Genomic DNA, 14,442 nt, shown 5'->3' on the forward strand with positions numbered 1-14,442 from the left:
CAGAGCTAATGAGTTTAATTATGATTTGCAATGAGTGGCAGCCCACAGCTTCAGTGGCTTTACTAAAAAAAAGGGCACAAATAATCCATTCAATACGAGACTTCTTCCTATCAAGGAATGTAATGGAAGTGGATACGCCTGCTATGAGCCATGCGACCGTCACAGACATCCATTTACATACGTTCCAGACCCACTTTGTAGGCCCGGGTTATGCGGATGGTCGTAAGCTGTATTTTATGACTAGCCCTGAGTTTCATATGAAGCGTTTGCTGGCAGCGGGAAGCGGCTCTATTTATCAAATTAATAAAGCCTTCCGCAATGAGGAAAGCGGCCGCTACCATAACCCTGAGTTCACCATACTTGAGTGGTATCGCGAAGGCTTTGACCATCATCAGCTAATGGATGAAATGGATGAGCTATTAATGATGGTGTTGGCGTGCAACCGTGCTGAGCGCCTGACATATCAACAAGCGTTTATGACTCATTTAGGCGTTTGTCCACTAGAAGCGAGCATGTCAGAGTTGAGACAGGTGGCTGGAGGTCTAGGGCTGAGTGATATTGCCGATACGGAGCAAGATCGAGATACGCTGTTGCAACTGCTCTTTAGCATGGGAGTTGAAACCAAAATAGGCCAAGAAACACCTGCGTTTGTGTATGATTTTCCATCGTCACAAGCTGCGCTGGCTAAGGTCAATCCTAAAGATGAGCGTGTTGCAGACCGATTTGAAGTCTATTTTAAGGGGATAGAACTGGCGAACGGTTTTCATGAGCTAGACAACCCTAATGAACAGTTAGCTCGCTTTGAAGAGGACAATCGCAAGCGTCAGCAAATGGGCCTCCCTCAACAGCCGATTGACTATCATTTGATAGAAGCGCTCAAATCAGGTCTACCAGCGTGTGCTGGTGTCGCTTTGGGCATTGACCGCCTCATTATGTTGGCGCTTGGTGCCGCTCATATCGATGAAGTGGTGGCTTTTCCTTTTCCGCGTGCTTAACTGACCAAAATACCGGTGCCCGCGACAGCCAATAGGGCACCTAGCCAAGCATATTTATTAGGACGCTGCTTGGTGTATATCCAAAGCAGTGGCAAGACCATAATTGGAGTGGTTGACGAGAGCAGTGCGACCATTCCTACATTTCCAGTTTGCAAAGCAAAGAGAATCAGCGTCATTCCTACCGCCATCGCTAAGAACCCATTAAGAGCAGTAATCCCGAATATGGGCCAAGTAATAGGATGAATGCTCTTCGCGTGTCGAGTACCAGTGAATAGAAACAAGCAATGGGCAATAAATGCGGTGATCATACGTATCCCAGACGCTGCCACTGGATCCACCGCAGTTTGCATGACGGGTTTAGCGATAATCCCCCCAAGAGCCTGACACAAGGCTGCCGTGATTCCGAGTCCCACACCAAAGCACACATTGCCTTTAATGGTTTCTAGTTCGCTAGCTTTGTGGTTGCTGTTTCCATGTCGTCCAAAGAAGATCGCAGTAGCAACCCCTGAGAAGACCAACGCTGAACCGAGCAGCTCTAGTGGAGTCATGGTTTCTGAAAATAGGAAATAACCTAACAGTGCTGAAAACACGGCATGGCAGGAGAATAATAGTCCTGCTTGTCTTGGCCCCATTCGGTTTAGGCAGGCAAAAAGCGCAGTATCACCAATAAAAATACCGATAAGTCCAGATAGCATCATTGGTGTGATATGGCTACTTTCAACGGTCGACCAACCGCCAGTAACCATGGCCATTGTCGAGAGGATCAAGGCGGTACAGCCCATACGCCATCGACTGTAGGAAAACGATCCTAAATGCTTGGCTGGGGTGACGGAAATAATGCTCGATACCGCCCATAAAAAAGCGGCGATCAGCGCCAGCCATTCAAATCCCATTGCTATCCCTAATGTCTCAATCCTTGTGAACTGATTAGTTTTTACTATGCTGCACTGGAAACTGCAATGAAATCCTCTCGGAAATCCTTTCACCGACTGGCGAAAGGATTTCAATCATGACGGTTACGCGAGGATTAAAGTCGCAGCGTAAACAATGAGGAGGCCGACAACACCGATGATAAGGCCTGTTTTAGCCATGTCTTTACTTTCAATGAGTCCTGTCGAGTAGGCCAAAGAGTTCGGTGGAGTGGATACAGGCAGAATCATACCCAGTGACGCCGAGAACGCGACCACGACGAGCAAGCCTTGTAAACCGCCAATGCTTACTAGACTTTCCATAGAAGCGCCAATCGCTGCAGCAATAGGCATCAATAGGTTTGCTGTAGCAGTGTTAGACATAAAGTTGGCCATGATTCAACACACCATAGAGAGAGCAATGACAACGGCAAATGGAGAGAGAGACTCATAATCAATGGCGTGAGCCAATGCCGAAGCCAGCCCAGTTTTATCCAATCCAATGCCGATAGCGATACCCCCTGCAACTAACCAAAGTACGTCCCAGTTGATTAGTTTCAGTTCGTCTTTACCTATGATGCCCGTGAGTGTAAATACCGCGAGAGGGATAATAGAGACGACATAACTGTTCATACCATGCAGCTTGGTTGTCATCCAAAGCAGAATGGTAATAGCGAACGTTATGTAAACGACAACTGCGCGCCAACTTTTTTGAAATGCGCCGTCAAGCTTGAGCACCATTCTATCCTCGGAAGAAGGAAACAGCTTTTGCAGTAGGAACCAAGCTAATGTGAGCTGAACAATCACGAAAGGTAATCCCATCATCATCCATTGTAAAAAATCAATGCTGTTTTCACCGGTAAGATATTGCAACGCGATGGCGTTGGGCGGTGTACCTATTGGAGTGGCGATGCCCCCAGTGTTTGCCGCAATCGGTATGCAGAGCACTAGAGCTTTGATACCAAGGTCGTATTTCGGTGCAGAGGCGACGATAGGCCCTAGTAGCGCTAACATCATAACGGTTGTCGCCGTATTGGACATAAACATCGAAAACACGGCAGTGATCAACATAAGTCCTAACATAATAAATTTAGGTTGTTGGCCAAAAGGTTTGAGTAACACCCGTGCGAGATTGTTATCCAGCTCGTATTTAGACGCAGCGATAGCCAGAGCAAAACCACCCATAAACAGAATGATGATAGGTGAAGAGAAGGCACCGAAAATGTCGGTGTAAGACATAAGTTCACCAAGGTCGTGACCAGCTGGTGGAGTTCGGAACAAATGAAGCCCTTTGTCAGAGATCATGATGAGTTCAAGGGCAATGATCAGAATTGAAGTAGCGAAGACGGGAACTGGTTCGAGCACCCATAATAAAGCAGCCAGTAGAAATATCGCGAGAAGTCGATGTTGAATCAATGTGAGGTCATCAATTGGAATCCAATCTATTGGCATCATTAGGACGCCTAATGGCACTAAAAAGCAGATAAACAGTCTAATTAGTGTCCCAGTATGTATCTTCGGCATAGGGGCGGTCACCATGGTGAATATTTAAACTGCACCTAGGTTTAAAGATATTCGAATTCCGGTCTTAGACTGGCATTAAAGTTCTGAAAAATCGAGGGAAGATTCGAAGGGTGTTTTGCTTTGCGTCAAAATCCGCAGTGCTATTTGAACAACAAACTGAATATTGTGGTCTCAATATATCATTCAAAGAGAAACGGTGCCGAAGCACCGTTTGTTTATGAATAACTACTCGCTGACGTCTGATGTCGTTGCTGTTTGAGTCAATTGCTGAGCGTAAGGCGTTCCCATCACAGTTGGAGCATTGTTTTTCATTGAATCATCAAAGCGAATGCTGTCTTTGGCGAATAAGTTGATGACGGTTGAGCCTAATTTGAAACGACCCATCTCATCGCCTTTCTTCAGAATGACCGACTTATCACCAGTTGCTGGGTAATCCCAAGTGTAAACGGTATTACCGCGAGGAGGAGTTACAGTGCCAGCCCAGATTAGCTCAATACTACCCACAATGGTTGCTCCGACCAGAACTTGCGCCATTGGGCCAAACTCAGTATCGAAAATACACACAACGCGCTCATTACGAGCGAATAGATTTGGTACATTCTCAGCCGTCAATGGGTTCACTGAGAACAGATCACCAGGAACATAAATCATCTGACGCAAAGTGCCATCACATGGCATATGCACTCGGTGATAGTCTCTCGGTGACAGGTAGAGTGTTGCAAACTCGCCGTCAGCAAATTCAGCCGCTAAATCAGCACTACCACCCAGCAGTTCTTGTGCGGTGTAGTCGTGATTCTTTGCTTGGATAAGCTTGCCATCGGTGATCGGCCCAAATTGGCTTACACATGCGTCAGCAGGGTGGGAAATCACCGTTTCGCCTTCCGCAATTGGACGCATACCAGGTTTCAACTCACGCACAAAGAACTCATTGAAGGTTTTGAAGTGAGCAGGATCTGAGTGCAGAGCCTCGTCCATATTGACGTTATATTGCTTGATAAACCAACGAATGATCGCTGTTGTTAGACCGCCAGCCTTGGCTGATGCTAGTTTACCTACCAAACGGGTCAAACCGTGTTGAGGTATCCAATATTGCAGTCCAACTTTAATCTTATCCATTGTTCACTATTCCAACATTAATTGAGTGTTATTAATTCAGGGCGCGAGATACTAATGTAATTCGCCCCAAATGTCAGCAATTTGTGAATGGCACACGGTCAGAGTGTTAATCTCACCGTGTTCCTTGATGATCACAAGTCAGCTTTCTTGCTTCTAGAGTATTGTCGGTTGGCTTTACCTTCGCCCATGCTCTCGATAATTCGATGATAATTATCAAAACGTACTTGATCGATTTTACCGTCTTCAACGGCTTCACGGAGAAGGCAACCAGGGTCGTCTAAGTGTTTACAGTCTCGGAATTTACAACCACCGAGATAGGGTTTGAACTCAACAAAAGCTTCAGTGACTTCATTTGGCTCTAGGTGCCACAAACCAAACTCGCGTACGCCTGGAGAATCGATAAGGTCACCACCGGTTGGAAAGTGATATAATCTTGCCGCAGTAGTAGTATGTTGACCCAAGCCGGAGTTGCTGGAAATTTCGCCTTCTTCGACATCAAGCTCGGGCATGAGTGCATTCACTAAACTTGATTTGCCCACACCAGATTGGCCGACAAAAATATTAATCTTGTCTTTGAGGTGAGCTTCGAGCTCTTCTATGCCTTCGCCGCTTTCTTTGCTCACGAGCAGGACTTTATAGCCAATATATTTATAGACCTCTAAAAGCTGATAAAACGTGTCGCGCTCTTGTTCAGGCAGTAAATCTATTTTATTGAGTACGACAAGAGGCGCAATCTCAAGCGTTTCAGAAGCGATCAGGTAACGGTCGATAATGTTCAACGATAGCTCTGGCACAACGGCAGAAACAATGACCATTTGATCAACGTTTGCGGCTACGGGCTTGAGGCCATCATAGTAATCAGGACGGGTTAACATTGAGGTTCGCGGTTCTACGGCTTCCACTACGCCAGAAATACCGTGCATAGATTCGAGTCCGACTCGCCATTTCACTCGATCTCCAGAGACCAAAGACTCAATACCACGTCTTAAATTACAGCGGTGTATTTCTTTGGTTTCAAGATCTTCAATGTCGGCATGTTGTCCGAAACGAGTGATGACAAGCCCTTGCTTGACCGCGCCAAGCATAGTCTCATCCCACTGGACAGATTCTTCTTTTGCCAGCTTTTTTTTCTGGTTGTTGCGCACACGACGCACCTGACCTTTGGTTAGTTTTTTCTTTTTCGCCACGATATTTCAATGATGCGATGTGCATCAAACCATTTGGGTTACTGAATTTAATTTGGGTATAGTACCTCTTTTAGCAGAAAACAAATAGACGAGGGCATTATGTCTTTCAGCGATGACAACTTGATCTGGGTTGATTTAGAAATGACAGGACTGGATCCTGAACAACATAAAATTATCGAAATTGCCAGTATCGTGACCGACAGCGAGTTAAATATTCTTGCGGAAGGGCCTGTTATAGCGATTCACCAACCGGATGAAGAGTTGGCTAAAATGGATGATTGGTGCACCAACACTCATACTGCAAGTGGGCTGGTGGCTCGTGTTAAAGACAGTGAGTATGATGAAGAAAAAGCCATCAAAGAAACCATCGCATTCTTAGAGCAATGGGTACCGAAAGGAAAATCGCCGATTTGTGGTAACAGTATTGGTCAAGACCGACGTTTTCTTTACAAACATATGCCAGAACTCGAAGAGTATTTCCATTACCGATACGTGGATGTCAGTACGCTAAAAGAATTGACTCGTCGCTGGAAACCGGAAATCCTTGATGGCTTTTCTAAGCAGGGAACGCATTTAGCATTGGATGATATTCGAGAGTCTATCGCCGAACTCAAATATTATCGTGAGACTATTTTTACTATCTGATCTTCGAATATTTGTTAAAAAGAGAAGTTTAGGGCTGTAGTTGGCGGAAAAATAACGCATTTTTGTGTGCTTTTTCATCAAACGAAAAAAAAGTTGGTTTTTTTGCTGATAAGGACTTGCATCACAAAAAAATGCTCTTATAATTCGCAGCCCTGAACGATGAAAGACGTTCAATGCGACACTAGCTCAGTTGGTAGAGCGCAACCTTGCCAAGGTTGAGGTCACGAGTTCGAACCTCGTGTGTCGCTCCAACACATAGTTTTCATCGTACTTAACGGTGACACAATACGGACGCGGGGTGGAGCAGCTTGGTAGCTCGTCGGGCTCATAACCCGAAGGTCGTCGGTTCAAATCCGGCCCCCGCAACCAAATTTAGTCAATAGCAGTTGCTGTTGATATGCGACACTAGCTCAGTTGGTAGAGCGCAACCTTGCCAAGGTTGAGGTCACGAGTTCGAACCTCGTGTGTCGCTCCAAATTAATAAGCCTTCATCATGCTTTGAATGATGATTACGGACGCGGGGTGGAGCAGCTTGGTAGCTCGTCGGGCTCATAACCCGAAGGTCGTCGGTTCAAATCCGGCCCCCGCAACCAATACATTACGATAGTTTGGGTGGTTTCTTTATCATAACCCTCAGGTCGTCGACGGATGCGCCGCCCGGTACAAACCCGGCCCCCGCAACCAAATTTAATCAATAGCACTTGCTGTTGATATGCGACACTAGCTCAGTTGGTAGAGCGCAACCTTGCCAAGGTTGAGGTCACGAGTTCGAACCTCGTGTGTCGCTCCAATTTCCTTGAGTGAAAGAAATACACCGTTATTTAGTAGTAAATAACGTTAGCAATGCGACACTAGCTCAGTTGGTAGAGCGCAACCTTGCCAAGGTTGAGGTCACGAGTTCGAACCTCGTGTGTCGCTCCAATTTCTTCCACATAATGGACACCAAAAGCGGTCATCTCGATAAGAGATAGCAAAGTTGAGAAACTTGGTCCCTTCACCGCACGCTCTTTCCTAATGCTGAGAAGCATTACTCCCAAAATTAAGTCATTCAGTCACTACCTTACGATGATGTAATGTAATGCACTGACCTGTGTATTCTTATTTCTACACACCCAAACAGCACTAGGCGCCTGCCTTTGTTGCGATTCTGTCATACTTAAATTAACAGACTTATCCACATTTTTATTTTGTGGATAACTTGGTTGATAAATTGTATTTGAATGATATCTAAATTGGGCTCTTGAAAGATCTTTACATCGTTACCTTGACTGTTTAATACCAGATTTTTCATATAACTTATTGAATTTAAATAAAATAAGAGATTTTTAAATATCTTTGCCTTGACAGTTAAATGATCAGCAAGTGACGTTTTTTTGATCCTAGTCATATATTGAAACTGTGTTTAACCTGATTTCTCAACGACTAACCGTCAATGAAAATGTAGTTTTTCCACAAATCTAGATTTGAGATATTAGTCAAGAAAATAGATTTGATTTTTCTACACCCGTTGATGGCTATGCGTCTCGGGGTAATCCTTTTTTTACAATACGGATGAGTCGCTGGTTTTTGGTATGGATGCTGGTATCCAGCTTCATGGGGACCTGTCCCATTTGTCTCTGTAACGCCCACTCTATATGAGAGTCCAGAAGCTCTGATTTGCCTTGAATCTGTTGCAGTTTTTCAATGTAGTTTTGAGAAAAAGGCGCATTTCCCATAGCGATAATGATATTTCGCTGCCATTGTTCATGGCCAATTCTGCGGATAGCAGAGCCTTCCATATTTTTAAGAAATGTTGACTCATCCCAAGACAGCAACACGGCGAGGTTGGTATCAGCAAAACTAGCGCGTCGTTGAAAGTCTTGCTGTCGGCTTATCTCGGCATGGCGATTCCAGGGACAAACCAACTGGCAATCATCACAGCCATAAATTCGATTTCCCATGGCCTCACGAAACTCTGGAGGGATAACACCTTTGTATTCGATGGTAAGGTAGGAAATACATCGACGAGCATCGATAACACCATTTTCCAAAATAGCACCAGTCGGGCAAGAAGTGATGCATGCTCGACACTTGCCACACTCGTTATCGACTGGCGAATCGGTAGGAAGAGGCAAGTCGATAAATAACTCACCTAAAAAGAACCAAGAGCCGGCTTCTTTATCCAATAGTAAGGAGTGTTTACCTATCCAACCCAGTCCAGCTTTTTCAGCGATGGGACGCTCCAAAACAGGTGCTGAGTCAACAAATGGTCTGTAACCAAGTTCAGAGACTTCCTGTTCTATTTTCTGACCAAGTTTCTTGAGTAAATTACGAATCAGCTTGTGATAGTCACGCCCTAACGCGTATCGACTGATATAGCCGGAATGCTTATCTTCTAAGTTAGCGGCAAAGTGAGCATCTTCTGGGAGATAATCCATTCTAACGCTGATGATTCGACAGGTATTTGGGTGGAGTTTATCTGGATGAATTCTTAAATCTTGATGGGTTGCCATCCAAGCCATATCACCATGATATCCAGCAGCTAACCAATTTTTGAGAATGGCAGCTTGATCCTGTAAATCAATATCGCTGATACCGACTTTTTGAAAACCGAGCTCTTGTCCCCATTGTTTAATATCACTGGCAAGCTTGTTTAAGTCCATCATGATTACTCAAATAGAAAAGGACGCGTATTCTATACTCAAAATCAGTACTAACCCAAGTATGAATCCCAAAAAGTCCTTAATCTACTTTAGAACAAACTTTCATCGACTATTTTGTGCATGCGTAGTAGGGATAACGCTAAAATAATGGTAAATTTTCTGATTACTTACATAAGATCACTTGTCTGCGAAAAGCGACACAGTTTACTATTTCGACTCTCAAAGGCACCACTCAGAGAAAAACGTGATGAGCACTAAAAAATTTACCTTAGCTAATGAATCCGCAACGATTTTAATTGGAACTAAATTAGCCAACCTCTGTTCAAAACAGACAACGATTTATTTGCATGGTGATCTTGGAGCAGGAAAAACCACATTTAGTCGCGGCTTTATTCAAAGCCTTGGGCACCAAGGAAACGTAAAAAGCCCGACTTACACCTTGGTGGAACCTTATCAGCTCGATGGTTGGAACGTATATCACTTCGACCTATACCGTTTGGCGGATCCAGAGGAATTGGAGTTCATGGGAATTCGTGATTACTTTTCTGATGATGCTATTTGTTTAGTAGAGTGGCCTGAAAAAGGTATTGGCGTTTTACCTGCAGCGGATATTGATATCGAGATGAAGTACGTAGGTGAGGCACGAGAAATTGCTTTTACCGCTAATAGCGATTACGGAAGAGAATTAGTAAATCAGCTGGAGTTAAATTGATCAGTCGTTTTCTTAGTAGCATGGCACTAGCCATGCTGCCTATCTTATTGATGTTCCCCACTTTTGCCTTAGCGAATGCGTTAGAGGGTCTTCGTGTTTGGCCGTCACCGGACGAAACGCGCGTTGTCATAGACCTTAAGTCTGAGGCTGACTACAGTTATTTCTCATTATCGGGCCCAAGCCGAATTGTCGTGGATCTTAAGAACACCACTTTAAAAACCAAGTTGCCAATGAACGTAACGGATAGTCCAGTGCTGAGCAAAATTCGTAAAAGCTCGCCACCGAGTAAGGGCACTTATCGTCTGGTTTTTGAGCTAAAGAAGTCATCGACACCTCAAATATTTAAACTAAGCCCAACACCTGGTGGGCAATATGGTCATCGCTTAGTTATCGATTTACCTCACGGTAAAACCAGTAGTCAACCTAAAGCAACGGCATCAAGCAGTAAAACAGCAGTAAGTCGTGATGCATCTGAGTTAAGAGGTACCGCTGATATTATCGTCGCTATCGATGCGGGTCACGGTGGTGAAGATCCAGGTTCAATTGGTCCAACGAAAAAGTACGAAAAGCACGTAACGTTAAGCGTATCGAAAAAACTGGCTGCGCAAATCGATGCCATCCCGGGTATGAAAGCCGTATTAACTCGCCGTGGTGATTACTTTGTTAACCTCAACAAACGCTCAGAAATTGCCCGTAAAAATAAAGCGCACCTATTGGTTTCAATTCATGCCGATGCCTTTAGAACACCACAGCCGCGTGGAGCGTCGGTGTTTGTCTTGAATACAAGACGAGCGAATACTGAAATAGCGCGTTGGGTTGAAAATCATGAACAGCAATCTGAATTATTGGGCGGCGCTGGAGAGGTGTTGTCGAAGAACACCAACGACCGCAATGTCAGTCAAACGCTCTTGGATTTGCAATTTAGTCACTCGCAAAAAGAAGGCTATAAAGTTGCGACTAAAATCCTAAAAGAGATGGGGAAAGTTGCTCATTTGCATAAGAAAGAGCCGGTTAATGCGAGCTTAGCCGTGTTGAAATCACCAGATATTCCTTCTGTTCTGGTTGAAACGGGGTTTATTTCCAACCCAGCAGAAGAGCGGTTGCTGACTACTCGCAGTCACCAAGACAAATTGGCTCGAGCCTTAGCAAAAGCCATTGTTCAGTATTTTGAGGCAAACCCACCAGAAGGGACTTTATTTGCCAATCGCGGACAGCAGAAAAAACACACGGTGAAGCGCGGTGAATCGCTATCTGTGATTGCTCAAAACTATGGGACATCGGTGTCTGCCATTAAGAGTGCCAATAGCCTGAAGAGCACCTCGCTAGCGGTGGGACAAACGTTGGTGATACCCGGTAGTAGTGCACCTGTGAAAGTGAGCACTAAGGTCAATACGGTAGAAACCAAAACCATTATTCACACGGTAGCGAAAGGTGATTATTTAGGTAAGGTGGCCAATAAATACAAGGTCTATGTCGGCGACATTAAACGTGAAAATAACCTCAAATCTGATGTGTTGAAGCTAGGTCAGAAACTCAAAATCACTGTCAGTTTGAAAGACTTACCTCTTCGTAAACATAAAGTGCAGCGAGGGGAGTTTTTAGGCAAGATTGCTTCTAAGTATGGCGTTACCGTTCAAAGCATACGAGAGGCAAATAAGTTACGGTCGGACTCACTGGCGGTAGGCCAAGTCTTGTTGATACCTAATAAATAGACCAAATAGCGCTAGCTCATTTTGGAGGAGATAAGTGACGATTAAGATACTCCCAGCTCGATTGGCGAACCAAATAGCTGCGGGTGAAGTGGTGGAGCGACCAGCATCCGTAGTTAAAGAGCTGGTTGAAAACAGTCTTGATTCCGGTGCTACTCGTATTGATATCGATATTGAGAAAGGTGGCGCCAAACTTATTCGCGTGCGTGATAACGGCAAGGGTATTGTTAAAGACGAGCTGCAATTGGCGCTAAGCCGTCATGCAACTTCAAAGATCCATACCTTAGATGATCTTGAGGCCATTATGAGCTTAGGATTTCGAGGAGAGGCTCTCGCAAGTATTAGCTCTGTGGCTCGGTTGACGCTAACCTCCCGTCCTGCGACGCAAGAACAAGCTTGGAGTGCGTATGCGGAAGGACGTGACATGGCGGTTAAGTTAAAACCTGCCGCGCACCCCATTGGTACGACCCTTGAAGTGCTTGACCTGTTTTTCAATACACCAGCAAGGCGTAAGTTTCTGCGCACTGAGAAAACAGAATTCATCCACATTGACGAGTTGTTAAAGCGTATCGCTTTGAGCCGCTTTGACGTGTCGATCAACCTAAAACATAACGGTAAGTTAGTAAGGCAGTACCGCGCAGCAAAGACAGAAGCTCAAACAGAGAAGCGAATAGCTGCTGTATGTGGGGGGCCCTTTGTGCGCAATATGTTGAAGATAGAATTGCAGCATAATGATTTGAAATTACACGGCTGGATCACCACGCCTGAGGGTGCTAGAGCTCAAAGTGATCTGCAATATTGTTATGTGAATGGCCGTATGATGAAAGATAAACTCATCAATCACGCGATTCGTCAAAGTTACGAAAACAGTCTAGCCCCAGAACAGTTTGCCGCATATATCCTGTTCATTGATATCGACCCTCATCAAGTAGATGTGAATGTGCATCCAGCAAAACATGAGGTTCGCTTTCATCAAGCTCGCCTCGTTCACGATTTTATTTACCAAGCGCTCAGTGACGCGTTGATTCAGGCTAAATCTATCGATGTTCAGCCTGCGTCTCCGGCAGCTTTTAGCTCATCAGTTAATCTAGGCCATGAAGAGAAAATTACCGAGCAAATTGCACCCGAACAGACGGTTAAACCAGAGGTTAACGAGAGTGAGCTTAAAGCGATAGAGAATATTCCGGCTTACCCTGGAAGAGCCGACTATCAAAGACGTGATAGTCAGTCGGAGTATTCTGCGCAAAACGCTTCGTTTGGTCATGAGGTTGCAGAGCGCGCTCCTCGTAGCGACTGGGTAGCAGAGCACAGGACTAAGAGCTCCAGTGATAGAACCTCGAGTCGCGTCGCAGAGAAAGCGCCAACGGCGGAAGAAGTTCGAGTCTATCAGGCGTTAATGCAAACGCCTGATATTGAAACTGACGTTGCTCAACGAACTGAGCCAGCAATGAAACAGCCTAACTATATTGAGGTAAAGATTGAACGAATTGGTAAGGCCATTGCCATTGTCGATCAATGCTATGTGCTGGTGAAAGCTGAACCAATTTGCGCGATGGTGTCCTTGCGCCGAGCTGAGTTTTACAAATTATTTGCTCAATTAAGTCCAAAGACAGGCGCGTTAACCATGCAACCACTATTGGTGCCATTGTCATTGAAGGTTGGCGAACAGCAATTAAAAGCGGTCGAGATGTATAAGCAGCTCATGTCAAACTTTGGTATCGACATTAAGGTACGCAACAAACAAACGGCCATGGTAATGGGTGTGCCTTCACCTTTACGACAGCAAAATTTGCAATTGTTAATTGATGAAATGCTGTCATACTTGGCGACCCTTGAGCAGCCAGATGACACGACCAGTCAGTTAAGCCTTTGGTTAACGAAAAAAGTGCTGCAAGTGAAAAGTAGCTACACTTTATCTGAATCTGTTCAGTTGCTGGGCAACTTAGAACAGCTCTACGACGGTCAGCTACCGTTAAGCGATCCAAAATTTGTTCGACCTGTCGATTTTACGGCCACAATTGCAGCATTTTCATCATGAATCAAAAATTACCACTCGTTTTGTTTTTAATGGGTCCTACCGCATCTGGTAAGACAGACTTAGCTATTCGTCTTCGTCAGCAATATCCTGTGGAGATCATCAGTGTTGATTCTGCCCTCATTTACAAAGGTATGGATATTGGCACCGCTAAGCCGGAGGCTGAGGAAATCGCGCTTGCGCCACATCGTTTGATAGATATTTTGGATCCGGCAGAAGCGTATTCCGCGGCAGATTTTAGACGCGATGCGTTAAACGAAATTGCCAAGATTCATGCAGAAGGCAAGATCCCTCTGCTGGTTGGCGGAACCATGTTGTACTTTAAAGCGCTATTACAAGGTTTGTCGCCGTTACCCGCTGCTGATCCTGATATCCGTAAACAGATTGAACAGGAAGCCGTCGAAAAAGGGTGGCAAGCACTTCATAATGAACTTCGAGCGATAGATCCTGTCTCAGCAGAGAGGATACATCCAAATGATCCGCAGCGATTATCTCGAGCGCTTGAAGTGTATCGAATTACTGGTAGGTCTTTGACAGAATTAACTGAAACCAAAGGGGAACCTTTACCATTTCGTGTCAAACAATTTGCGGTAGCGCCCAAAGATCGTGCTTTGTTACATAAACGAATTGAATTGCGCTTCGAGAAAATGATACAAGCAGGCTTTGAAGATGAAGTCAAAGCGTTATATGCTCGTGAAGATCTTCACCCTGATCTGCCGTCTATCCGTTGTGTCGGATATCGTCAGATGTGGGAATATTTGGATGGAGAGAGCACTTTAGATGACGCGATCTTTCGCGGGATATGTGCAACTCGCCAATTGGCTAAGCGACAAATCACCTGGTTAAGGAGTTGGGATGATTTGGTTTGGCTAGACAGCGAACATGTTGAGGATTCAATGAAAACTCTCACAGATGCCATAGCATCTGATGGCATTAACTGTGTATAATGTGGTCGCTTTTGCGTATTTG

The 14,442-nt window shown here is 44.9% G+C and carries 10 protein-coding genes, 6 tRNA genes and 1 pseudogene; 12 read left to right on the forward strand and 5 right to left on the reverse strand.

The genetic code is table 11. The annotated features are described in order from the left end of the window. The first annotated feature begins 20 nt into the window (after nt 1-20). The gene (epmA, locus tag VTH8203_RS05560; RefSeq protein ID WP_370739204.1) at nt 21-995 is read left to right on the forward strand and encodes an elongation factor P--(R)-beta-lysine ligase; all 975 of its coding nucleotides are present in this window, start codon (nt 21-23) and stop codon (nt 993-995) included. Here epmA and VTH8203_RS05565 read toward each other — a convergent pair. The 4 genes and pseudogenes from VTH8203_RS05565 to rsgA all read right to left on the reverse strand — a co-directional run bounded on the left by VTH8203_RS05565 (nt 992) and on the right by rsgA (nt 5,730). Next, complete coding sequence (locus VTH8203_RS05565; protein ID WP_096992772.1) at nt 992-1,888, reverse strand: DMT family transporter; 897 nt, start codon at nt 1,886-1,888, stop codon at nt 992-994. The genes epmA and VTH8203_RS05565 overlap by 4 nt on opposite strands. A 123-nt stretch (nt 1,889-2,011) precedes the next feature. Continuing rightward, nucleotides 2,012-3,427 (reverse strand): annotated as a pseudogene (locus tag VTH8203_RS05570) (SLC13 family permease). A 225-nt stretch (nt 3,428-3,652) separates the two neighbouring features. After that, nucleotides 3,653-4,543: an archaetidylserine decarboxylase gene (gene asd, locus VTH8203_RS05575; protein ID WP_096992773.1), complete on the reverse strand. Its 891-nt coding sequence runs from the start codon at nt 4,541-4,543 to the stop codon at nt 3,653-3,655. Nucleotides 4,544-4,674: 131 nt separating this feature from the next. Continuing rightward, nucleotides 4,675-5,730: a small ribosomal subunit biogenesis GTPase RsgA gene (gene rsgA / locus VTH8203_RS05580; protein ID WP_096992774.1), complete on the reverse strand. Its 1,056-nt coding sequence runs from the start codon at nt 5,728-5,730 to the stop codon at nt 4,675-4,677. A 99-nt stretch (nt 5,731-5,829) separates the two neighbouring features. On the opposite strand from rsgA, the gene orn reads away from it, so the two are divergent. The 7 genes from orn to VTH8203_RS05615 all read left to right on the forward strand — a co-directional run bounded on the left by orn (nt 5,830) and on the right by VTH8203_RS05615 (nt 7,296). Next, nucleotides 5,830-6,375 (forward strand): oligoribonuclease, encoded by a 546-nt coding sequence (gene orn / locus VTH8203_RS05585; RefSeq protein WP_096992775.1) that lies wholly within the window; start codon nt 5,830-5,832, stop codon nt 6,373-6,375. Nucleotides 6,376-6,550: 175 nt separating this feature from the next. Then, nucleotides 6,551-6,626 (forward strand) — tRNA-Gly (locus tag VTH8203_RS05590). Between the two features lie 41 nt (nt 6,627-6,667). Continuing rightward, nucleotides 6,668-6,744: transfer RNA gene (locus VTH8203_RS05595), tRNA-Met, on the forward strand. A gap of 30 nt (nt 6,745-6,774) precedes the next feature. Next, nucleotides 6,775-6,850 (forward strand) — tRNA-Gly (locus VTH8203_RS05600). A 41-nt stretch (nt 6,851-6,891) separates the two neighbouring features. Next, nucleotides 6,892-6,968: transfer RNA gene (locus VTH8203_RS05605), tRNA-Met, on the forward strand. Between the two features lie 121 nt (nt 6,969-7,089). Then, nucleotides 7,090-7,165: transfer RNA gene (locus VTH8203_RS05610), tRNA-Gly, on the forward strand. A 55-nt stretch (nt 7,166-7,220) separates the two neighbouring features. Beyond that, nucleotides 7,221-7,296 (forward strand) — tRNA-Gly (locus tag VTH8203_RS05615). A 593-nt stretch (nt 7,297-7,889) separates the two neighbouring features. On the opposite strand, the gene queG is transcribed toward VTH8203_RS05615, so the two are convergent. After that, nucleotides 7,890-9,017, reverse strand: a complete 1,128-nt coding sequence (gene queG, locus VTH8203_RS05625) for a tRNA epoxyqueuosine(34) reductase QueG (protein WP_096992797.1) — start codon at nt 9,015-9,017, stop codon at nt 7,890-7,892. Between the two features lie 247 nt (nt 9,018-9,264). On the opposite strand from queG, the gene tsaE reads away from it, so the two are divergent. The 4 genes from tsaE to miaA are packed head-to-tail and all read left to right on the forward strand — an operon-like array spanning nt 9,265 to nt 14,420. After that, nucleotides 9,265-9,729, forward strand: coding sequence for a tRNA (adenosine(37)-N6)-threonylcarbamoyltransferase complex ATPase subunit type 1 TsaE (gene tsaE, locus VTH8203_RS05630; RefSeq protein ID WP_096992777.1), 465 nt, complete (start codon nt 9,265-9,267; stop codon nt 9,727-9,729). A 20-nt stretch (nt 9,730-9,749) separates the two neighbouring features. Beyond that, on the forward strand, nt 9,750-11,441 hold the full coding sequence (locus VTH8203_RS05635; protein ID WP_096992798.1) for an N-acetylmuramoyl-L-alanine amidase: 1,692 nt from the start codon (nt 9,750-9,752) through the stop codon (nt 11,439-11,441). A gap of 34 nt (nt 11,442-11,475) precedes the next feature. Beyond that, nucleotides 11,476-13,476 carry a DNA mismatch repair endonuclease MutL gene (gene mutL, locus VTH8203_RS05640; protein ID WP_096992778.1) on the forward strand — a complete coding sequence of 667 codons (2,001 nt, stop codon included), beginning with the start codon at nt 11,476-11,478 and terminating at the stop codon, nt 13,474-13,476. Next, nucleotides 13,473-14,420: a tRNA (adenosine(37)-N6)-dimethylallyltransferase MiaA gene (gene miaA, locus VTH8203_RS05645; RefSeq protein WP_096992779.1), complete on the forward strand. Its 948-nt coding sequence runs from the start codon at nt 13,473-13,475 to the stop codon at nt 14,418-14,420. Before mutL ends, miaA begins: the two co-directional genes overlap by 4 nt. Nucleotides 14,421-14,442 lie beyond the last annotated feature (22 nt).

The organism is Vibrio thalassae, from assembly GCF_900089835.1.
Lineage (GTDB): Bacteria > Pseudomonadota > Gammaproteobacteria > Enterobacterales > Vibrionaceae > Vibrio > Vibrio thalassae.